General features: G+C 67.9%; 19 protein-coding genes and 1 pseudogene. 7 read left to right on the forward strand and 13 right to left on the reverse strand.

The features are described from left to right. Nucleotides 1-357: 357 nt before the first annotated feature. Nucleotides 358-942, reverse strand: a complete 585-nt coding sequence (locus NON00_RS17125) for a TetR/AcrR family transcriptional regulator (protein ID WP_256023471.1) — start codon at nt 940-942, stop codon at nt 358-360. Between the two features lie 104 nt (nt 943-1046). Here NON00_RS17125 and NON00_RS17130 point away from each other — a divergent pair, with 104 nt between their 5' ends. The 3 genes from NON00_RS17130 to NON00_RS17140 all read left to right on the forward strand — a co-directional run bounded on the left by NON00_RS17130 (nt 1047) and on the right by NON00_RS17140 (nt 3736). Then, on the forward strand, nt 1047-1829 hold the full coding sequence (locus tag NON00_RS17130; RefSeq protein WP_256023473.1) for an SDR family oxidoreductase: 783 nt from the start codon (nt 1047-1049) through the stop codon (nt 1827-1829). Between the two features lie 112 nt (nt 1830-1941). After that, nucleotides 1942-2829, forward strand: coding sequence for an alpha/beta fold hydrolase (locus tag NON00_RS17135; protein ID WP_256023475.1), 888 nt, complete (start codon nt 1942-1944; stop codon nt 2827-2829). Nucleotides 2830-2920: 91 nt separating this feature from the next. Next, on the forward strand, nt 2921-3736 hold the full coding sequence (locus tag NON00_RS17140; RefSeq protein WP_256023477.1) for an oxidoreductase: 816 nt from the start codon (nt 2921-2923) through the stop codon (nt 3734-3736). Between the two features lie 155 nt (nt 3737-3891). Here the strand turns inward: NON00_RS17140 and NON00_RS17145 are convergent, their stop codons facing one another. From NON00_RS17145 to NON00_RS17165, 5 genes are all read right to left on the reverse strand, one after another. Then, nucleotides 3892-4671: an SDR family oxidoreductase gene (locus NON00_RS17145; RefSeq protein ID WP_370688732.1), complete on the reverse strand. Its 780-nt coding sequence runs from the start codon at nt 4669-4671 to the stop codon at nt 3892-3894. Nucleotides 4672-4718: 47 nt separating this feature from the next. Beyond that, the gene (locus NON00_RS17150) at nt 4719-5732 is read right to left on the reverse strand and encodes an aldo/keto reductase (RefSeq protein WP_256023482.1); all 1014 of its coding nucleotides are present in this window, start codon (nt 5730-5732) and stop codon (nt 4719-4721) included. Between the two features lie 22 nt (nt 5733-5754). Then, entirely contained in the window at nt 5755-6348 is a 594-nt protein-coding gene (locus tag NON00_RS17155) for an NAD(P)H-binding protein (protein WP_256023484.1), read from the reverse strand. A gap of 124 nt (nt 6349-6472) precedes the next feature. Beyond that, nucleotides 6473-7462 (reverse strand): aldo/keto reductase, encoded by a 990-nt coding sequence (locus NON00_RS17160; protein ID WP_256023487.1) that lies wholly within the window; start codon nt 7460-7462, stop codon nt 6473-6475. 44 nt (nt 7463-7506) lie between these two features. After that, nucleotides 7507-8340, reverse strand: a complete 834-nt coding sequence (locus tag NON00_RS17165; protein WP_256023489.1) for an SDR family oxidoreductase — start codon at nt 8338-8340, stop codon at nt 7507-7509. A 128-nt stretch (nt 8341-8468) separates the two neighbouring features. Here NON00_RS17165 and NON00_RS17170 point away from each other — a divergent pair, with 128 nt between their 5' ends. The 3 genes from NON00_RS17170 to NON00_RS17180 all read left to right on the forward strand — a co-directional run bounded on the left by NON00_RS17170 (nt 8469) and on the right by NON00_RS17180 (nt 11724). Then, complete coding sequence (locus NON00_RS17170) at nt 8469-9416, forward strand: LysR family transcriptional regulator (protein ID WP_256023491.1); 948 nt, start codon at nt 8469-8471, stop codon at nt 9414-9416. Between the two features lie 119 nt (nt 9417-9535). Beyond that, nucleotides 9536-10114, forward strand: coding sequence for a TetR/AcrR family transcriptional regulator (locus NON00_RS17175; protein WP_256023493.1), 579 nt, complete (start codon nt 9536-9538; stop codon nt 10112-10114). A gap of 170 nt (nt 10115-10284) precedes the next feature. Continuing rightward, on the forward strand, nt 10285-11724 hold the full coding sequence (locus NON00_RS17180; protein ID WP_256023495.1) for an NAD-dependent succinate-semialdehyde dehydrogenase: 1440 nt from the start codon (nt 10285-10287) through the stop codon (nt 11722-11724). Nucleotides 11725-11977: 253 nt separating this feature from the next. Here the strand turns inward: NON00_RS17180 and NON00_RS17185 are convergent, their stop codons facing one another. The 5 genes and pseudogenes from NON00_RS17185 to NON00_RS17205 form a co-directional block, all read right to left on the reverse strand. Beyond that, entirely contained in the window at nt 11978-13285 is a 1308-nt protein-coding gene (locus tag NON00_RS17185) for an MFS transporter (RefSeq protein WP_256023498.1), read from the reverse strand. Between the two features lie 67 nt (nt 13286-13352). Next, entirely contained in the window at nt 13353-13754 is a 402-nt protein-coding gene (locus NON00_RS17190; RefSeq protein WP_256023500.1) for a MarR family winged helix-turn-helix transcriptional regulator, read from the reverse strand. Nucleotides 13755-14050: 296 nt separating this feature from the next. Beyond that, nucleotides 14051-14863, reverse strand: coding sequence for a phosphonoacetaldehyde hydrolase (phnX, locus tag NON00_RS17195; protein ID WP_256023502.1), 813 nt, complete (start codon nt 14861-14863; stop codon nt 14051-14053). A gap of 13 nt (nt 14864-14876) precedes the next feature. Then, a pseudogene (locus NON00_RS17200) lies at nt 14877-16019 on the reverse strand (TIGR03364 family FAD-dependent oxidoreductase); the annotation flags it as partial. Nucleotides 16020-16099: 80 nt separating this feature from the next. Beyond that, the gene (locus tag NON00_RS17205) at nt 16100-17005 is read right to left on the reverse strand and encodes a LysR family transcriptional regulator (protein ID WP_256023505.1); all 906 of its coding nucleotides are present in this window, start codon (nt 17003-17005) and stop codon (nt 16100-16102) included. Nucleotides 17006-17157: 152 nt separating this feature from the next. Between NON00_RS17205 and NON00_RS17210 the strand changes: the two genes are divergently transcribed. Then, the gene (locus tag NON00_RS17210) at nt 17158-18723 is read left to right on the forward strand and encodes a GMC family oxidoreductase (protein WP_256023507.1); all 1566 of its coding nucleotides are present in this window, start codon (nt 17158-17160) and stop codon (nt 18721-18723) included. 141 nt (nt 18724-18864) lie between these two features. On the opposite strand, the gene NON00_RS17215 is transcribed toward NON00_RS17210, so the two are convergent. Together NON00_RS17215 and NON00_RS17220 are read right to left on the reverse strand one after the other, a co-directional pair. After that, nucleotides 18865-19851 carry a GTP-binding protein gene (locus tag NON00_RS17215; RefSeq protein ID WP_256023510.1) on the reverse strand — a complete coding sequence of 329 codons (987 nt, stop codon included), beginning with the start codon at nt 19849-19851 and terminating at the stop codon, nt 18865-18867. Further along, the gene (locus tag NON00_RS17220) at nt 19848-21461 is read right to left on the reverse strand and encodes an amidohydrolase family protein (RefSeq protein WP_256023513.1); all 1614 of its coding nucleotides are present in this window, start codon (nt 21459-21461) and stop codon (nt 19848-19850) included. Before NON00_RS17220 ends, NON00_RS17215 begins: the two co-directional genes overlap by 4 nt. Between the last annotated feature and the right edge of the window lie 79 nt (nt 21462-21540).

Consider the following 21540-nt stretch of genomic DNA (forward strand, 5'->3'; position numbering starts at 1 on the left):
GGCTCTTTCCGTCGGGCCATAGGGGGTCTCCTTCTTCCCTACTATGCTCCGCCCTACACGAAATTTCTGACAGTCTCGACCTGCGCACGCGCCTGATGCTGAACGCCGCCGACCAGCCATCGCCATCACCCTCCATCTCGGTGTTACGACGACCACGTGAAGCCGCCCAATATGCCAGCATTCGGTACACGGAACGGCTGCTCGACGCCGGGATCGAGCCGTCTGTCGGGAGCGTTGGCGATTCCCACGACAACGCGCCCGCCGAGACGGTGATCGGGCTGTGTTCAAGGCCGAGGTCGAGGCAACGGCTTGCGGCGTTTGGCGTTCGTTCCTGTGGCATCGACGAAGTCGTGCTCTTCAGCGGCAAGGCGATGAACGTATGCTTTCCTCCTCGGCATCGAGGAAGATGCGCGCCGAAGCCAGGATCTCCCCGGCAAGCGCCTCCGAAGTGGCGATACGGGCCAGGATCATGGCGCCGATCATGGTCGCCCAGGTTCCGATCGCCGCCGCCCGCCCTTCAACCGCTCCCTCGCCAACCGTCATGCTCGCGAATGTCTCGATCTGTCGCTCTATGGCGGCGGTGAGAACCTCGCGGGTGGGGCCCGGCGCCCGTGCCATTTCGGGGCCCAGGGCAGCGAAGACGCAGCCAGCCCCGGGCGCTGCCCGATGCTCGGGGTGCAGATAGGCGCGGGCGAAGGCGCGCAAATCATATGTGGGCAGGGATGGCGCGCGCGTCTCGGCGACAAACAACTCGGCCAGGGTGGCGGTAACAAGTTCTTCCTTGCTGGCAAAGTGCCGCGGGAATCCGCCATGCGTGAGCCCGGCGCCGTCCATGACCTCGGCAATGGTGACGCCCTCCAACCCCTTCTCTCGAAACAGATTCGCGGCGGAGCGCATGATCGCCTGCCGGCTCTCCGCCTTCTGCTGCTGACTCCTGGCCATCCTAAAATCTCCTCACGCAAAAAATTATAGATGACATTGATCATCCTTTCAATTAGATGATGTGCATCATCCACATGAGCGGCACGCTCTCTCGGAGAAGACCAATGTCGACGACCCTCATCACGGGCGCCTCGGGCGGGATCGGCGCCGTCTATGCCCGCCGTTTCGCGGCCCGTGGCCACGATCTCGTCCTGGTGGCGCGCAACACCGACAAGCTGGAGGCCCTGGCCGCCGAATTGCGCGCAGCCCACGCCGTTTCGGTCGAGGTGATCACCGCCGACCTGGCGGAGCCGGCGGATCTGGCCCTGGTGGAACATCGGCTGCGCCTCGGCGCGCCGGTCGACACGCTCGTCAACAATGCCGGCGCCGCGCTGGTGGGCCCGTTCCAGGGGAGTGCGCCGGACAGGATGGACCATCTGCTGCGCCTCAACGTCGCGGCCCCGACGCGGCTCGCCTCGGCGGCACTCGAGGGCATGGTGGCGCGCGGCCATGGCGCCATCGTGAACATCGGCTCGGTTGTCTCGCTCATGCCGGCCTCTTTCCCCGGCATCTACGCGGCGACGAAGGCCTATATCCTCACCTTCTCGCAGGGGCTGGCCGCGGAAGCGGGGCCGAAGGGCGTTTACGTACAGGCTGTGCTGCCGGCCGCGACCCGCACCGAGATCTGGGCCAAGGCCGGTGTCGATCTGGCCCAGATTCCCAATGTCATGGAGGCCGGCGATCTCGTCGATGCCGCCCTCGTCGGCTTCGACCGCCGGGAGGCCGTCACCATTCCGCCGCTCGCCGATATTGGCCTGTGGGAGGCGTTCGAGGGGGCACGCGCCACCCTGCCGTCTGGCCTGGGCGGCGCGCCGGCCGAACGCTACCGCCTCCCGGCTTCCGCCTGAGCCGAGCGGCTCAGGCGACTGGGCCCGGGCGCTGCAGGGGCAGGCGCATGCGCCGGCAATGCCCCGCGCATCCCGGCGTCACCCCCCAAACACACGGATAGGAACGCCTCAGATGACCACGCCTTCCAACGCCACGCCCCTGCGCACCGCCGCCAGTTCGGCCGAGGCACGCACCCAGTTCGTCGAGAGCAACGGCCGCCGGCTTGCCTACCGCGTCGTCGGCACGGGCAAGCCCCTGGTGCTGTGCAACCGCTTCCGGGGTGTTCTCGACCTGTGGGATCCGGCCTTCATCGACGCCCTGGCGGCCGAGGGGCTTCAGGTCATCACCTTCGACTATTCCGGTCTCGGCCAATCCAGCGGCGAGGCCACCTACAATCCCGTCTCGCTGGCCAAGGATGGGCTCGACCTGATCACGGCCCTCGGCCTGAAGGATCTGGCCATCGGCGGCTGGTCCATCGGCGGCATCGCCGCGCAGATCCTGCTCGCGATGACCGGCGAGATGGCGAGCCATGTCGTTCTGCTGGGCACGACCCCGCCGGGGCCGCTCGCCAAGTCGGGCGAGCAGCTTTTCTATGACACCGCCGCCGCGCCGGGCATCGACCTCGACCAGTTCACGACCGTTTTCTTCGAGCCCGCCGATGCCGCCAGCCGTGAGGCCTCGCGGCGCTCCTTCGAGCGGATGGCCGCCCGGACGGAGGACCGCAGCCCCGACGTTCCGGCCGAATGGGCCATCGCGCAGATCGGCCGCGAACCGCGGAACCCCCTCTTTCCGTCGCCCGACATTCTGCAACTCCTCAAGACGACGGCGACGCCGATCCTGCACCTGGGCGGGGACCATGACATCGTGATGCCCATCGAGAACTGGTACGCCCTGAACGGCCAGTTGCCCACGCTCCATCTCATCACCTACCCGCGGGCCGGCCACGGGCCGCATCATCAGCATCCGGACATGGCCGCGGCCCAGATCGCAGCTTTCATCCGTGGCGCGCACCGGCCCTGAGCCTGGCGCGGCCATGGCCCGCCAAGGCGTGCAATCTCTTCATCCTGCGAGCGCCCCAGCCGTGATGGCTGGGGCAGAAGGAAGCGATCTCATGAGTATGGCCCATCGTGGTGTAGCCCTCGTCACCGGCGCTTCCGCGGGCATCGGCAAGGCCACGGCCGCGGCGCTCCTGGCCGCGGGCTACCGCGTGTTCGGCACCAGCCGCAATCCGGCGCCCGAGACGGCGCCCGGCATCACCCTGCTGCCCTGCGATGTGACCGACGATGCCTCCGTCGCCGCCATGGTGGCGGAGGTGATGCGGCAGGCCGGGCGCATCGATCTTCTGGTCAACAATGCCGGCGCCGCGCTGATCGGCGCGGCGGAGGAAACCTCCATTGACCAGGCCAAGGCTCTCTTCGATCTCAATCTGTTCGGGGTCGTCCGGACCACCCAGGCGGTGTTGCCGATCATGCGCGGGCAGCGCAGCGGCCGCATCGTCAACATCAGTTCGGTGGTCGGCTTCCTCCCCAGCCCCTATGCCGCGCTCTATGCCGCGACCAAGCACGCCGTGGAAGGCTATTCGGAATCCCTCGACCATGAGGTGCGCACCCTCGGCATCCGCGTGCTGCTGGTCGAGCCGGCTTTCACGCGCACCGCGCTGGACCGCAATGCGCCCAAGCCCGACCGCCCCCTGCCGGTCTATGAAGCGGCGCGTGCGGCGATGACCGCGGTGTGGAACAGCGCGATCCAGGACGGGGATACCCCCGAGACGGTGGCCGCCACTGTCGTTGCAGCGGCGACCGCCCCTGCACCCAGGCTGCGCAACCCGGCGGGCAGGCGCGCCAGCCAGCTCCATGTCCTGCGTCGCTTCGTGCCCGCCGGCATGTTCGATAAGAGCCTGCGCGGGCAGATGAAGCTGCCGACCTGACGCAGAAACCGCCGCCCGCGTCCCTGCGGGAAGGCTGCAACAGTGGCCGCGCGGCGCGCTGAGCAACCAAGCCCCATGCCGTGTGCGCCGGCATGGGGCCATTTGCTCGTGCGCTTGACCGGGGCCGAGGTCACGCCGCCAATGATTCGGAGGAACTAGGCCGGGCTGCTCTCGCCGAACCAGTGAACCGCTGTGGTGCCGCCGTCGATCAGGAAATCGCTACCGGTGATGAAACCGCCGTCCGTGCCCATGATCAGCGCGGCCAGATTGGCGATCTCGTCCGGGGTGGCGGCGCGGCCGGCGATCGAGCTTTCAATCATCCTGCGATAGCCGGCGCCGCGGGGGCCATTCAGTTCGTCATTGGCCAGCGGCGTGATGACGATGCCGGGGCTGATCGCGTTGATGCGCGCGCCGCGCTTGCCCCACCGCACCGCCTCGGCCTGCACCCGCAAGCCGTTGCCTCGCTTGGAAAGCTGATAGGCATGCAGCGTGTCCTGCACCTGGCCTGGCTGGAGGAAGGGCAGATCCAGCAACTGCTCGACGGGCGTGGTCGCAAGCTGGCGATTCTGCTCGATCGTCAGCGGGCCCATGCGATGCCCGGACTGCGAGGAGATGACGACCCCCGAACCACCCCTCGCCATCACTTCGCCGAACGCCTCAAGGAGCAGGGCGGTCCCGTAGAGATCGACCTTCAGGATCACCTCGACAGGCGCCTGCGAGGGCGAGACACCGGCGGCCTGGATGAGGCCGGTGACTTCGCCCAATCCGCGCGCCGTGGCCACCAGCGCTTCGACCGACGGGCGGGAGGACACGTCGACGGTGGTGGTCTGCACGCGATAACCGGCGTCGCTCAACACTTTCGCGGCGACCTCGGCGTTTTCCTGCCGAAGGTCCGCGAGCAGAACGGTCTTGCCGACGCTCACGCGCCGGGCGATGGCCTAGCCTATCGAGCCGGCGCCAACAACGACGATAACCTGCGACATCAGATCTTCTCCTTTTCGGGCGCCTCGACGCCGGCCATCGCCTTGGCCGCGGGCGCGTATCGGTCACCCTCGACATTCAGGCCGGCGAGCGCGGCCTGGATCTCGGCGAGCTCGGCCTGGGTCAGGTCGATCACGGCAGCGCCGAGGTTTTCCTCCAGTCGGTGCAGCTTGGTCGTGCCCGGGATCGGCACGATGTAGGGGCGCTGGGCTAGCAGCCAGGCCAGCGCGATCTGGGCCGGGCTGGCGCCACGGACCGCGCCGACGCGCTTGAGCAGATCGACGAAAGCCTCGTTCTTTGCGAGCGCCTCGGGCTGGAAGCGCGGGGTATTGGCGCGGAAGTCGCTCGTATCGAGCTTCGTCTCCGCGCTGATCGCGCCCGTGAGGAACCCCTTGCCGAGCGGGCTGTAGGGCACGAAGCCGATGCCGAGTTCATCGCAGGCCGCCAGGATTCCGTTCGTCTCAGGGGCACGCCACCACAGCGAATACTCGTTCTGCACGGCCGCGACCGGCTGCACCGCATGGGCGCGGCGCAGCGTCCTGACGCCCGGCTCCGACAGGCCGAAATGCCGTGCCTTCCCCTCGGCGATGAGGTCGCGGACGACACCGGCGACATCCTCGATCGGCACATTGGGATCGACGCGGTGCTGGTAGATCAGATCGACCGTCTCGATACCGAGCCGCGTGAGCGAGCGCTCCACAATGGCGCGGATAGTCTCGGGCCGGCTCGAAACGCCACGGACCTGACCCGTGGCGGGATCCACGTCGAAGCCGAATTTCGTGGCGATCACCACCCGGTCGCGGATCGGGCGCAGCGCCTCGCCGACCATCTCCTCGTTGGTGAAGGGGCCGTAGATCTCGGCCGTATCAAAGAAAGTGACCCCGCGCTCGGCCGCCTGGCGGATGAGGGCAATGCCTTCCTGGCGGGTGATCCGGTGGCCGTAGCTGAAATCCAGCCCCATGCAGCCGAAGCCGATCTCGCTGACCACGAGGTTTCCCAGCATGCGCTGTTTCATGATGCTCTCCTTTGAAGTGTTGTCAGGCAGCGTGGATGCCGAAGCTCTCGCCAACGCCAAAATCAGACTGGGTCACAAGCCTGACGATCAGATCAGCCACGCTGGCGCGCGAGACGGTTGCCTTGGGATGGACGAAGGCTTCGCCCTTACGCGTGGTGTCATAGGCGATCTCGTCATCGTCATTGAGCCAGGCGGGACGGATCACCGTGACATCAAGGCCCGAACCTTCGACGATCGCGGCGCTCTCGCGATACGGGTCGAGGATGCTGCGGTAATGCTCGCCTGGAACCTCGCCGTAGATACCCATCGAGCTGATGAAGATCAGCCGGCGCAGACCTGCTTTCTTCATCGTCGCGACGATCGTCTCCGCCTGTCGCTTCATGTCGCCTGACAGATTGGCGTAGATGATATCCTGATCATTCATGGCGTGCTCCAGCGTCGCCGCATCGGTCGCGTCGCCCTCGACGAGCCTGATGCGAGGGTTGGCTGCGAGCGTCTCGAGCCGCCGGGCGCGGCGCAGATAGAGGGTCAGCCTCGCATCGGTCCGCTCCAGCAATTGACGGGTGGCGACCCGCGCGATCTGTCCATGTGCGCCGATGATGAGGATGTTGGTCATGATGAAGCCCTCAGCAGTGTTCTTCGATCGACGGCATCGCGCATCCCCATGCAGACGAGACTCACGCCAGAAACAGCGAGACCGCCTTGCCCCGGCGCAGGCTGTTTCATCGAAACGGCCTCGATCAGCGGTAGGAGAACTGCAGCACTGACGGCGGCAGGCGCTCGCCCTTGATCTCCATGGCGCTGAAGGCGTTCTCGATTTCCTCAAGATCGGCGGGCGTGAGCGTGATGGCGCCGGCGCCGAGATTCTCCTCGACACGCTCCAGACGGCGTGTGCCGAAGATCGGCACGATGAAGGTGGCCCGGGCAAGCAGCCATGCGAGCGCGATCTGCGCCGGGGTTGCCCCTTTGCCGGCGGCGATCCGCTGGAGCAGATCGACCAGCACCTGATTGGCAGCGCGGGCTTCCGTGGTAAAGCGCGGCGAGGAAGCCCTGAAATCGGTGCTGTCGATGGGCGTCGATGCATCGATCTTGCCGGTCAGGTAACCGGCGCCCAGCGGACTCCAGGGCACGAAGCCGATGCCGAGTTCCGCGCAGAGCGGCAAAACCTCGGCCTCGGGGTCACGAGTCCACAGCGAGTATTCGCTCTGGATGGCGGTCACGGGATGCACGGCATGCGCGCGCCGGATCGTGGAGGCGGCTGCTTCGGACATGCCGAAGTGGCGGACCTTGCCGGCTGCGACCAGTTCCTTGACAACGCCGGCCACCTCCTCGATGGGCACGGCCGGATCAACCCGGTGCTGGTACAGCAGGTCGATCGTCTCGATGCCCAGCCGTTTGAGGCTCTTTTCGACGACCAACCGCACCTGCTCCGGCCGGCTGTTGACGCCCGCACCCCGCTGGCCGGTATTCTGGTCGATGTTGAAACCGAACTTGGTCGCGATCACCACCTGATCACGGATCGGACGCAGCGCCTCACCCACCAGTTCCTCGTTGGTCCAGGGGCCATAGGCCTCGGCCGTATCGAAGAAGGTGACACCACGGTCATGCGCACCCCGGATGACGCGGATCGCCTCGGCGCGCTCTGGCGAGGCGCCATAGGTCGATGCGAAACTCATGGTGCCGAAGCCGATCTCGCTGACGGCAAGGCCCGCCAAACTGCGTTGCTTCATGATTCTGGCTCCTGGAAAGCTGAGAACTGCCGGCTTCCTGGCGCTCAGCCCGGTGTCGGCAGCTTGCCGGCGCGCATCGCCGCGATGACGCCGCCATCGATGAGAAGATCGGCGCCGGTGATGAAGCCGGCGTCGGGGCCGAGCAGGAAGGACGCCGCGATGGCGATCTCATCGGGCGGCGCCATGCGCTTGGCCGGCGAGGCCGCGACCATGGCCTGGTAGATGTGGCCGATTTCCGAGTTCAGCTCATGTGCCGCCAAGGGGGTGACGATGATGCCGGGGCTGATCGCATTGACGCGGGCGCCGCGCTCGCCCCATTTCATCGCCTCTGCCTGCACGCGCAGAAAATTCGCGCGCTTGGCGACCATGTAGGCGACCAGCGTATTGGGAATGGCCTCGGCCTGCAGGCAGGGCAGGGCCAGCAGCTCATCCGCCGGAACGCTGGCGAGCTGCTGTTCATCCGCCTGCGGCAGCTGGCGCATCATGTGGCCGGCCATGCTCGAAATGATCAGCCCGGCCCCGCCCTGGGCGATGACCTTGCCGAATTCCTCGAACACCACGGCCGAGCCATAGAGATCGACCTCCAGCAGCTTCTGGACAGGCGCCATATTCGGCGAAAGGCCTGCGGTGTTGACCACCTGCATGACCGGGCCGTGTTTCGCCGCGGTTTCCGCCAGCGCCCGCACCGAGGCGCGTGACGTGACATCGACCGCTTGCTGAACGACCGAATAGCTCGCATTGCGCATTTCGGCCGCGGCCTTGGTCAGGACCTGCTCATTCGCATCCGCCAGCAGGACGGTCTTGCCGAAACCCTGGCGCCGCGCGATCGCCTGACCGATCCCGCCTGCGCCGATGACCACGATCACGTCTTTCGTCATGTCCTTGCCTCCGCAGAGCCCCGCCGGGCATTGCGAACCGGCGGCCATTTCGCTGAGGCGATATAGACGAGGGAATTTTCAGCTATTAGATGCTTAGTTTTGTATGCGGTTATATCTGGAGCTTATCAATGAAGCGGGAGGAGCTCAGCGATCTTGCTGTTTTCCTTGCAGTTGCCGAAGCGCGCAGCTTCACGCGAGCGGCGGCCACCCTGGGGACGTCCCAATCCGCGATCAGCCAGATCGTGCGGCGGCTCGAAACCTCGATCGGATTGCGGCTTCTCACGCGCAACACGCGCAAGGTCGCGCCGACGGAAGCCGGAGAGCAGCTGATTGCGACGCTTCGGCCGGCCTTCAATGAAATTGACGCCCGCCTCTCGGCCTTGAGCGCGCTGCGCGAGCGTCCTGCCGGGACGGTCAGGATCACATCGAGCCGGCATGCCGCCGAGACGATCCTGTGGCCGGCGGTAGGCAGGATGCTCCAGGATTATCCCGATGTGGCCGTCGAGATCTCGATTGACAGCCATCTGACCGACATCATCGCGGACCGTTTTGATGCTGGCATCCGCCTCGGGGAGCAGGTCGCGAAGGACATGATCGCCGTCAGGATCGGCCCGGAACTCCGCATGGCTGTCGTTGGCGCGCCGTCCTATTTCGCGGCGCATGGCCGGCCTGAGACCCCCCACCAGCTCACGGCGCATCGTTGCATCAATATCCGCATGCAAACCAAGGGCGGCCTCTACACCTGGGAGTTTGGACGTGCTGGGCGCGATCTCAATGTGCGCGTGGAGGGGCCGTTGATCCTCAACGACGTGCCGATGATCCTGACGGCCGCGGCCGAAGGCGTCGGACTGGCCTGCGTGATGGAGGACCAGGCTGAAGCGCTGCTGCAGTCGGGCAGGCTGGAGCGCGTGCTCGAGGACTGGTGCCCGCCATTTGCGGGATATCACCTCTATTATCCCGATCGCCGGCAGCTTCCTCCGGCCTTCTCGCTGCTCGTCGATGCCTTGCGTTATCGTGGCAGGCAGGCTGGCAAGCATCGCCCGGGCGATGCGCCGAATGTTCGGAGATCCCGCTAGATCGGCAAACCACTCCAGGCGCCGCGGCCAGCCTGGCGCGGGCATGCCTTCGGAGAAATTTGGCACTGAGTGACTTTTGTGAAATTCTGCCCGCCAGTCAGCATTCAGAAGGGCCTGCCGTGAGTCTTCGAGAGCGCAAGAAGGACAAGACGCGCGCCGACCTGTTGGCGGCCGCGCTGGAACTGTTCGAAAAGCAGGGTTTCGCGGAAACCACGATCCACCAGATCGCCGACGCGGTTGATGTCTCCGCGCGAACGCTTCTGCGCTATTTTCCGACGAAGGAAGACGTCGTGGTGAGCTGGGTCGAGGAGGGCATGTCCGTCTTCCTGTCCAGCTTCGCCGACCGCCCCGCCAGTGAGCCCGCACATGTCTCGTTGCTGGCCAGCGCACGCGCGATGCTGGCGCATTACCAGTCGCAGGCCGAATTCTACCTCACCATCGAGCGCGCCATTGCCTCTTCGCCCGCCATCCGGGCCCGCAAGCTGGAGATGTCGGCGCGGCTCGCGGAAGAGGTGACGGAACTGCTGAGGCAGCGGCGCGGAACCGCGGGGGGCGGGGACTGGCAGGTCCTGCTTTATCCTGCCCTGGTCTTTGCCATGCTGCGGGCCGTCATCGGCCGATGGGTCGCGGAGAATGGCGATCGTGACCTGCTCGCCCTGTTCGACGAGGCCAGCAGCCTCGTGACCTTCGCGGCATGACGGTCTCTCCAGGAGTATGTGTCACTCATTGACAAATGCCTATTAGAGACATAAATCGAGCGTAGAGGACGAGGCGCATCTGCCGTGCCGCGGTTTTGCGCGGGGCATCCCGCGCGGCTCCACGTCCTTCCTTGGCGCATCGCGGCGCAGGTTTGAAAAGGAGACGCTCGGTGACTTTCCCCGCTTATGTCCCGCTCTACCAATGGATCGACGGCCACAGGCTCTCGGGCGAGGGGCGGCAGACCAGCGATGTGCTGAACCCCTTCGACGGCGCCGTGCTGGGCGCCATGCCGCACGCCACCGCGGCGGATCTGCAGGCGGCGCTGGAATCCTCCGAACGCGCCTTCAAGGTCTGGCGCAAGGTGCCGGCCTGGGAGCGCTCGGCGATCATCATCAGGGCGGCAGGGCTGATCCGCGATCGCATCGAGCAATTCGCCACGATGCTGACGCTCGAAGTCGGCAAGCCGCTGGCCGAAGCGCGCATGGAGATGAGCCTGACCATCGACTCCATGGTCTGGGCCGGCGAAGAGGCCAAGCGGATCTATGGCCGCACCGTCGAATCCCGGCTGCCGCATGGCCGCGCGATCATTTCGCGCGAGCCGATCGGCCCGGTTGCGGCGTTCGCGCCGTGGAACGTGCCGGCGCTGCTGACCGGCCGCAAGATCGCCGCGGCGCTCGCGGCGGGCTGCTCGATGATCATCAAGCCCTCGGAAGAGACGCCGGCGACCTGCCTGCTCATCGCCGAAGCCTTCGCCGATGCCGGTCTGCCGGCCGGGGTGCTCAACGTGGTCCTGGGCGACCCGGCGATGATCTCGCACACGCTGATCTCCTCCCCGATCATCCGCAAGGTCTCCTTCACCGGCCCGACCCCGGTCGGCAAGCAGCTGGCCGCGCTCGCCACGCAGAACGTCACGCCGGTCACCATGGAACTGGGCGGCCACGCGCCGGTGATCGTCTGCGACGATGCCGATATCGATGCGGCCCTGGCGTTTTCCGTGCCGAACAAGTTCTTCAACGCCGGCGCCAGCTGCATCGCCCCGACGCGCTTCTACGTGCAGGACGCGGTGTATGACGCCTTCGTCGAGAAGTTCACCGCCGCCGCCCGCGCGATCAAGGTCGGCAACGGCCTCGAATCTCAGACCAATATGGGTCCGCTCGCCAACCCCCGGCGGCTGGCGGCGATGGAGAGCCTGATCGCCGATGCGGTCGCCCAGGGCGGGAAGATCACCACGGGCGGCCAGCGGATCGGCGGCGAGGGCTTCCTCTACGAGCCCACGGTGCTGGTGGACGTGCCCGAAAGCGCCCGGATCATGAACGACGAGCCCTTCGGCCCCGTCGCCATCATCTCGCGCTTCACCGAGGTGGAGGAGGCGATCGAGAAGGCCAATCGTCTGCCCTTCGGTCTCGCCGCCTATGCCTTCACCGCCACGACGGCCCGCGCCAACCTGCTGGCCGACAGCCTGGAGAGCGGGATGGTGGGCATCAACACCTACTATTTCGGCATGCCGGAAGCGCCCTTCGGCGGCGTCAAGCAGAGCGGCTATGGCAGCGAGAACGGCACCGAGGGCATCGACGCCTATCTGGTGACCAAGTTCGCCAATTACGGCTGAGGTCCGCCTGTCGGCCCCGATATCCTGATCCTGCGCGCCCTCGCCAAGGTGCGGCGCGCAGGACGCGGCGTCCCTCACAGAGCTTCGAGGGCCAGCGTGATGCCCTGGCTACCGCAAAGGCCCAGGGTGACGATGCCACGCCGCAGGCCGTCCCTCGGCATGGCGTGCAGGGGCCGGGTGCCGAGGATGGCACCGATAGGGTAGCGGAATGCGCCGCGGTGGCAGGGTGGGGCGGCCACCCGGCGTGAGGCGGTCAGGGCCGCGCGGGCGCGGCCCGGCTTTCGCGCACGGCCACGATGGCCAGCGCGGCCATCAGGCAGAGGATGCCGGCCGTGAAGAAGGCGGGCAGGTAGGTTTGATAGACGGTCCGGCTGAAGCCGGCACCATAGGCGGCGCAGGCGGCGCCGAGCTGATGGCCGGCGAAGATCCAGCCGAAGACGAGGTTTGTGCGCTCGCCAAAGCGGTCCGCCGCCAGCTTCACCGTCGGCGGCACGGTGGCCACCCAGTCGAGACCATAGAAGACGGAGAAGATCGATAAGCCGTAGAGGCTGAAATCGCTGTAGGTCAGATAGATCAGCGACAAGCCGCGCAGGCCGTAATACCAGAACAGCAGCCAGCGGCTGTCGAAGCGGTCCGACAGCCAGCCGGAGCCGACCGTGCCGACGAAATCGAAGGCGCCGATCATCGCCAGCATCCCCGCCGCCGTGACCGCGGCCAGGCCGTAATCGCCGCAGAGCGAGACGAAATGGGTCTGCACCAGCCCATTGGTGGAAGCGCCGCAGATGAAGAAGGTGCCGAACAGCACCCAGAACGTGGCCGATCGCGAGGCATCGCGCAGCGCGAGCAGCGGCGAGGCCAGCATGGCGCTCAGCGTGCCCGGCGGCGGCGGCGCGCCCGGCTGGCCCGTGGCGCCATAGGGCAGCAGCCCGATATCGGAGGGCCGGTCGCGCATCAGCGCCAGCACCGTCACTGCCGCCAGCAGGATCATGCCCAGCACCAGGCCGAGGGCGCTGCGCCAGCCGAAGGACGCGGTGAGCTGGGCCAGCAGCGGAAGGAAGACGAGCTGGCCCGTGGCGGTGCTGGCGGTCAGCAGCCCCATCACCAGGCCACGACGCTGCGCGAACCATCGCGTCGCCACCGTCGCGCCCAGGACCATGGCCGTCAGGCCGGTGCCAAAGCCAACCACCAGCCCCCAGAGCAGGAACAGGTGCCAGAGCTGGGTCATGTAGAAGGAGCCGAGGATGCCGGTGGCGAGCAGGCTCAGGGCGATGCCGGCCATGCGGCGAACGCCGAAGTGGTTCATGAAGGCGGCCGCAAACGGCCCTATCAGCCCGAACAGCACCAGGCGGATGGCGAAACCGGAGGAAATGTCGGCGGTATCCCAGCCATATTCTGCCTCGAGAGGCGCCATCAGCACGCCCGGTGCGCCAACCGCTCCGGCGGTCACCAGCATGGTGAGGAAGGTGCTGCCCGCCACGACCCAGCCATAGTGGATCCCCCGCCGGGCCAGACGGGCGGCGAGGCGGGAGCTGATGGTGAAGGCGGCATCGCGTGCGGTCATGGGGTCTGCCTTTAAGGGTATATGCCCGTTTCTGTCCACAAAAGAGAAATGGCGTCCGTCTCGCCCTTCAAACGGCGCCGAGCATTTGTCGCATGCGCGCGATGCCATCGTCGCCGAAGCGGGTTTCGACGGTATGCTGGCACTCTTCCCAGACAGGCATGGCGGCCGCGAGCAGCGCATGGCCCTGATCCGTCAGGGCAACGACAGCCTCGCGCCTGTCATCGTCGCCCCGCATGGTGCGCATCAATTCCATCCGTTCGAGGACCCGCACATTGCGGCCAATGGTCGAACGGTCCAGCTCGGCAGCCCGCCCGAGGTCGCTAAGGCTGGCGCGCTCCCTGCGGGCCACGATGCGCAGGAGGGCGAACTGGGCGATGTTGATGCCAAGCGGCGCCAGCGCCTCGTCATAGGCGGCGCTCATGCGGCGCGCCGCCTGGCGGAGCATGACGCAATAGCAGGGTGATATCATATTGCGAGCATATACCCGCATACCCTGGGTTGTCCAATGCCGTGCCACGCCTCGCCGGCGGGCCGTGGGCAGAAACGGCGGCATGATCGACCGCGGCCGCCGATAGGGCAGGGCGCGTTCGCCAGCCTTGCGCTGGTTCAGCTCTGGGCCTCGTCCATCACGCTCCGCGCGGCAGCCCGCAGGAAGCGCCGCGACATCTTCTCGTCTTTCACGGCGCGCGCGAGGAGTACGGGCGCCAACCATCGGGGCAAGCCCACTCCGGCCGCGCATGGCCACGCGGCCCGCATCGCCGTGGGCTACTCGCCCGGTCGTTGGCCCCGTGCCAGACGGAGCTCGATCTCCTCCAGCACCGGCAGCAGATCAGCCACCGTGTCGATCAGGAAATCCGGCCGGTGCGGACGCAGCGCTGCGGAGGCGCGCTCGCGCAAGGCATCGCGCTGGGCGACATCCAGGGCCGCCAGTTCGGCCACCGTGACCCCCGCTTCGTTGCCGCTGAGCGTTACGCCGACCGTCCAGCAGCCCGCCTCGCGCCCCTCGTCGATGCCGACGCCGGTATCGTCCACCTTCACCACCGCCTGACCCGGCCAGACGCCGAGATCGAGGAAGCAGCGATACATGTTCATCGGCGTCGGCCGCCCCTGCGGCAGGTCGCCGGCGCAGACCAGATTGTCAGCCACATAGCCCTGCGCCGCCGCCAGCGGCAGAACCCGGTCCATGATCGAGCGCGTGTAGCCGGTCGTCGAGCCGATCTTCAGCCCGCGCTGGCGGAGTGCCACGGCCAGTTCCGCGACGCCGGGGACCAGAGCGGCGAAATCGCTGACCACCTCTTCGTTCAGCGGCACGAAGACCTCGTAGACCGCCTGAATATCCTCCGGGCCCGGGGCGCGCCCGTGCCGCGCCGCCCAGGCGGCCGCCAGGCGGGGCTGTGCCAGCATGGCCGCGATATGATCCCATTTCGGCCGCCCCATCGGCGCCCGTGCCTCGGCGATCGAGACCTCGATACCGAAACGGCGAAAAGCCTCGACGAAGACTCCCATCGGCGCGAAGGAGCCGAAGTCGATCACCGTGCCGGCCCAGTCGAAGACGACGGCCTTGAGCTGCCCTGCCATGCTGCGAATTCCTTCAGCCGTAGAGATCGGCGACGACCTGCTCGCCCAGCGCGAAGCCGGTGGAGGCGCCAGTGCCGCCGGTGACGATGGCGATGCGGATATTCTCGGCCGGCTTGTCCACCAGCACCACGCGGTCGCTGGCCGAGGCGTAGCTGCCGCACCAGCGCCGCACCACCTGCCGCCCCGGCAGGTCGAAGACCCGGTCGAATTCGGCCAGGATCATCGCGTCCAGCCGGTCCTGCGCGAAAGGCTCCGGCGCATCGCCATAGACATGGCTGTCGCCCACCACCAGCGAGCCATCGGCTGACTGCACCACGATCAGATGGATGCCCATCCGGCGTTCCTCCGCCTGTTCCGCGTCGAGCCGGGCGCAGAGCGCGGCGGCTTCGGGCAGTTCCGCGAAGCCCTCGTAGCGGGCGAAGCTCATATCCGACATCACCGCCGCGCCGAAGCGGGCCGCCGCCGCCGGCATGACCCGCAGCATCTGCAGCGTGCAGACCCGCAGCCCGTGCGCCGCGATCCGCTCGGGGAAGACGGAGGCGAAGTCATCGCCGGGGCAGACGACGCAAGCCTCTGCCTCGATCACCCCGCGGCTGGTGGTGATCCGCGTGCCGCTGATCGCCGTCACCGCCGTGCTCCACCGGAACGACACGCCGTGCCGCGCCTCCAGCCAGGCGGCGATTCTCGGGATGGCGTCACGCGATTCAACGCGCAGCTCATGCGGACTCCACAGCGCGCCGCGCATCCCCGTGGCGCGGATCGCGGGGACATGCGCCCGCGCCTCGCTGGCGGAGAGCCGGCGGCATTCGGCGCCCATCTCGGTGGCCAGGAAGGCGTCGAGCACCGCCTCGGCCTCAGGGCGATAGGCCGGCATGACCAGGCCGCGATGGAGGATCGGGATGCCGGCGGCCTCGGCGACCTCCTGCCAGACCGCGCGGGCACGGCAGGCACGGGCCCAATGCTCCCCGGCCTTCTGGCCGGAGATGGTGACGAAGCCGAAATTGCGGATCGAGGCGCCGATCGCGCGTGCGTTGCGCTCCACCACCGTCACCCGCTTGCCACGGCGCGCGGCGGCGAGTGCCACGGACAGGCCGACGATGCCGGCGCCGACGACGACCAGATCGGCAGGCTGCTGCATGGACGGGGAGGCCTTCGCGCTGTGACAGGGCCTCTATAGGCCGATGCCGCCCGCGCGACATGATGAATCTATGGATAAGTCAAAGATATAGAAAAAATCTATGAATCCTCGACGCCCGGCATGCCACCGCTGGCAATGCCCCGCAACGCCCGGGCCACGTCCAGGAAAGCCGTAATGGCGGCGTGGTCGCGGCATTCCGGCAGGCAGACAAGTTGGTGATCGATGGCCAGCCGCGGCGTCAGCGCCGCGACGTCGACAAAGGTGTCTGGCGTCACCTCGCCCTCAAGGGCGCAGCACAGCCCCAGCCCCGCAGCCACCGAGGCATAGGCGACATCCAGCGTCGCCACCTCCAGCGCGATATCGAGGGACAGGCCCGCCCTCTGCGCCGCCTGGTCGATGGCCCCTCGTGTGGCCGAGTCCTGGTTCCACAGCACCAGCCGCTCCCGGGCCAGGGCGTCGAGGGTGATCTGCCCGTCCCGCAGCGCCGGATGATGCTTCGGCCCATAGATGACGAGGCCGCACGAGGCGATCGGCTGGCAGGCCAGGCGGGGGTCTGGCTCGGCCATGGAGATGGCGGCCAGATCCAGCTCGCCGCTCAGCACCTGCGCCGCCAGCGCCCGCGATGGCCCGCCCTGGGTGCGGACCCGCATCCCCGGATAGCGGCGGACGAATTCCGTGAGCGGCGCCATGATCAGCCGGTGCGCGCTGAAACCGAGATGGAGCGAGCCATGCTCCAGCCGCGCCCCGGCCTCCAGCGCCGCATCCACCTCGGCCAGGCATTTCAGGGTGACGCGGATCTTGGCGATCAGCGCCCCGGCCTCCGGCGCCAGGCGCACGGCATGGCCCTGGCGCAGAAAGATGCGGCGCCGGCTGGCCTGCTCGAAGGCCTGCACCTGGGCCGAGATGGTGGGCTGGCTGACGCCCAGTTCCTCGGCCGCGAGCGAGAAGCGGCCGGTCCGCGACAGCGCCTCGACCGCCCGCATCTGCGCAATGGTGGCGCCCATCCTGGCACTCCTGACCTGATCCGCTTTCTTCTAGGCGGCGCTCTGAACACGGTCGACCCCCTCCGGCCCGGTGACCATTCGGCCAAACTGGCGGCCTGCCGCGCTTATCAATCCCGCTGTTCTGAAACGCGGCGGAGAAATAGGCTGGAGCGATGTATGATGTGATCGTCGTAGGGGCCGGCTCCGCCGGCGCCCCACTCGCCGCCCGGCTGTCCGAGGATGCCTCCCGCCACGTGCTGCTGCTGGAGGCCGGCCGCGACTGGCGCTCCGCCGAGGCGCCGCATGCGCTGCGGAGCGCCAACATCATCCCCTTCATGCGTGACCCCGCGCATCAGGCCGCGTGGCAATGGCCGGGGCTGGAGACCCGCCGCACCCGCGCCCAGGCGCCACGCTTCTACTGGCGCGGCAAGACCATGGGCGGGTCCTCGACGGTCAATGCCCAGATCGCCATTCGCGGCGTGCCGGCCGCCTTTGATCATTGGGAATCCCTCGGCTGCACCGGCTGGGGTGCTGCCGACGTCCTGCCGCTGTTCGACCGCATCGAGGATGATAGCGAGACCGGGGCGGGCCCCGGCATCCGCCAGGGTGGGCCGCTGCCGGTCTGGCGCGCGCCGCAACAGGCCTGGGGCGCGGTGGACCGGGCGCTGCGCGATGCCGCGCTCGGCCTCGGCTATCCCTGGAAGGCCGACCTGAACGCGCCGCAGGGGGAAGGCGTCTCCTGCTACCCGATCAACAGCCGCAACGGGCTGCGGGTCACCACCAATGACGGCTACCTGGAGCCAGCCCGTGGCCGGCCCAATCTGGAGATCCGCGGCGGCGCCCTGGTCGACCGGATTCTCTTCACGGGCAGGCGCGCCCGGGGCCTCGTCGTGCGGTTCGAGGGCGAAGCCGCCCCGGTCGAGATCGCCGCGCGGGAGATCGTGCTTTGCGCCGGCGCCATCCACAGCCCGATGATCCTGATGCGCTCCGGCCTTGGCCCGGCGGACCACCTGGCCGAGCATGGCATCCCTGTGCTGCGGGATATGCCCGGCATCGGCCAGGGGCTGATGGACCACCCGATCCTGCGCGCCAGCCTGCAACTGGCGCCGGGCCATGCCGCGACCGACCCCGACAGCCGCCACACCAATTGCTGCCTGACCTACAGTTCCGGCCTCGGCGAAGGCGGCGAGCGCGACATGATCATGATCGCCTTCAACCACACCGGTTTCGCCCCGGGTGGGCCGGCGCCGGTGGGCTCGATCGGCGTCTCGCTCTACGATGCCTTCTCGCGTGGCGAGGTCCGCCTGACCTCGGCCGACCCGGCCGCTAACCCGGTGGTCGAGGAGAACATGCTGGATGATCCGCGTGACCGCCTGCGCCTGCGCGACGGGCTGCGCCGCCTGGCGAGGATCGTCGCGCAGGATGCCGTGACATCGATCGCGACCGAGATCCGCTTCGGCGAGACCGCGCTGCCCTTCGCCGAGGCCGTGGCGCTGCCCGATGACCAGCTCGACGCCCTGATGCTGGCCGAGTGCAGTGACATCCAGCATGCTGCCGGCACCTGCCGCATGGCGCCGGCCTCCGACCCGATGGCGGTGGTCGATCCTGCGCTGCGCGTCCACGGGATCGAAGGACTGCGCGTCGCTGACGCCGCCATCATGCCCACCGACTGCCGCGCCAACCTGCATTTCACCTGTGTGATGATCGGGGAAATGGCGGCGCGGCGCATGCGCGGCTGAACCTGGGCCAGGGGAGGGGCTTCCCCTGGCCCGCCCTCCCGTCCCACCGGCGTGCCTGGAGTCGGCGCGGCCGAGGCTGGCGCCTTGATTCGCTCCCGCTCCCGCGGGGTGTTGCCAGCGGAGCGCGGGCTGTCCGGCTGCTCAACCCGTGCTGACCGCGTGGCGCGCACCGCTGGCGTAGCGGGAGATCCGCACCGGCGCGTCGGGGGCCATCGACCAGAGGTCCCGTGCCGAGAGATCGCGGGTGATGACCACCAGGGCTTCCGGCGTGCGTACGGTGCGCGGCATGCGGGAGAGCGGGCTGAACAGCGTGCCCACCACCTGCACCAGCAATGCCGCGCTGTCATCTTCCACCGGGTGGAGGAAGCCCTTCATCCGCAACAGGCGCTCGCCGGCAAAGGCCGCGAGATTTTCCATCCAGTCGAGGCGGTCCTCCCAGCTGGCGGCTTCGTTGAACTGCACCAGATGGACGCCGATGCGGGGATGCGGCGCCGTGGTTCCGGGCGCTGCCATGGCGGCGCCGGGCGGCGTGGTGAAGGCGGCGAGCGTGCGGGCGGCCGGGTCAGGCTCGCTCACCAGTGCCGCCAGGGGGTTGATGGCCGCGGCCAGTTCGGCCGCGGCGCCGCCTTCCGCCTGATCGAGCTTGGTCACGACGACGACATCGGCGGCGGCGATCTGCGCGGCGAATTCATCGAAATGCGCGGCGCGCGCCTCGGCCTGGAGGGCGTCGCAGGTGGCGATGGCGCGCACCCGCAGGCCGAGTGGCGCCAGCGGGCCGAGGCTGCGCAGGATCGGACCCGGCCGCGACAGGCCGCTGCATTCCAGGATGATGCGGCGATAGGGCGGCAGGCCAGCCTTCTCACGGCTCTCCAGCAGGGATTGCACGGTGAAGACCAGATCATTGGTCAGCGAGCAGCAGACGCAGCCATTGCTCAGCATCGCCAGCGGCAGCGGGCCGCTCTCGGCGATGATGGCGCCGTCGATGTCGATCTGGCCGGCCTCGTTGACGATGACCGCGGTATCCGCGGCCTCCGGCAGGGCCAGCCAGTCGCGCAGCAGCGTGGTCTTGCCGCTGCCCAGGAAGCCGGCGAGCAGGATGAACTCGGCCGGCGCCGCCGCCCGCGTCATGCCGGCGCGGTTTCCGGGATCTTCGTGGCGGCCTCGGCCTCGATCGCCTTCTGGGCGGCGACCATGGTCCGGATGTCGGCCAGCATGGCGGGGATGTCGAAGACCAGCCCGGCGCGGATGGTGTGGCGCAGCGCCTGGCGCCATTCGACCTGGCCGCTCGTGTCGTTCAGCCGCAGCGCGCCGGTGGCGTAGAGCAGCTTGAAATCCTCCAGCGGGTTCTCGTCCAGCACGAGAAGATCGGCGCGCTTGCCGACCTCGATGCTGCCGGTCTCCGCATCGATGCCCAGCAGCTCGGCGCCCTGGATGGTGGCGCTGCGCAGCACCTCCAGCGGGTTGAAGCCGGCCTCCTGCAGCAGCTCCAGCTCGCGCACATAGCCGAAGCCATAGGTCTGGAAGATGAAGCCGCTGTCGCTGCCGGTGCAGACCCGGCCGCCGCGATTCTTGTACTCGTTGATGAAGGCCATCCACAGCCGGTAGTGCTGCTTCCAGTCGATCTCGTTGCCGGTTGACCATTTGAACCAGTAGGAGCCGTGGCCGCCACGGGCAGGCTGGAAGAAGCGCCACATGCTGGGCCAGGTGTAGTCGTCATGCCAGTCGGCGCGGCGGGTGCGCATCACGTCGCGGTTGGCGTCGTAGATCGAGAAGGTGGGGACGAAGGTGAAATCGAGCGCCAGGAAGCGCTCCATCACCTCGTTCCATTTCGTGCTGCCCGGCTCGGCGGCCTGCTGGAAGGTCTGGCCGGCGGAGGAGAAGCGAAAATACTCATCATTGTAGTTGTATCCAGCCGGGTAACTCTGCACGACGCGGTTGTCGTAGAGCGCCTCGGGCAGGCCATAATAATGCTCGGCGCTGGTCAGGCCCCATTCGGCGGTGGTCAGCGCGTTCATCCGCGTCACCGCCTGCTGGGCGTGGTGGCAGCCGGTGCGCAGGCCGAGTTCGCGGCATTCGGCCAGCGCCGCCTTCATGATGGCCGGCGGCGCGCCGAAGAACTTCACGCCATCGGCGCCGCGGGACTTCAGATCGCGCAGCCATGCGCGCGCCTCGTCCGGCGTGTGGATGGTCTTCAGCATGTCGTTGACGGCGGGGAAGTAGGAATGCACCACCAGATTCGGCGCGGCGATGCGGTTTTCCCGCGAGGCCTGCCGCTGCTCCACCATCCAGCCCAGGCCGCTGAAGCCGCCCATCTCGCGCACCGTGGTGACGCCATGGGCGAGCCAGAGCTTATAGACATAATCAGCCGGGGCGGGGGTGCCGTGCAGGGCGTGATAGGGGACGCCGGCATGGGCGTGGCAGTCGATCAGGCCGGGGGTGACGAACTTGCCGTGGCAGTCGATTTCCTCGTCCCCGGCGGGCGGGCGGCGGGCCGGGTTGATCGGCTTGCCCGGGGTGCCGACGGCGACGATGGCGGCGATGCGGTCGTTCTCGATGACGATATCGGCCGGGCCCCAGGGCGGCGCGCCGGTGCCGTCGATGATGGTCGCGCCGCGCAGCACAAGCCGCCTGAACGGTCCACTGCCGCAGTCGCGCCCGGTCGAGGCCGGCACCGGTGGCATGCCGTTCTTCAGGTTGCGGCCGGTGATTTCCTCACCCGTCTGCGGCTTGGCGTCCATCCTGGCATTTCCCTTTTGGGTGGGAGGTCCAGGAACCTCAGGTTCCTGGCGGGGAGAGTTTGAGAGGGGCGGCGCCCCT

Origin of the sequence: Roseomonas sp. GC11 (assembly GCF_024437745.1) — a bacterium.
Taxonomy (GTDB): domain Bacteria; phylum Pseudomonadota; class Alphaproteobacteria; order Acetobacterales; family Acetobacteraceae; genus Pseudoroseomonas.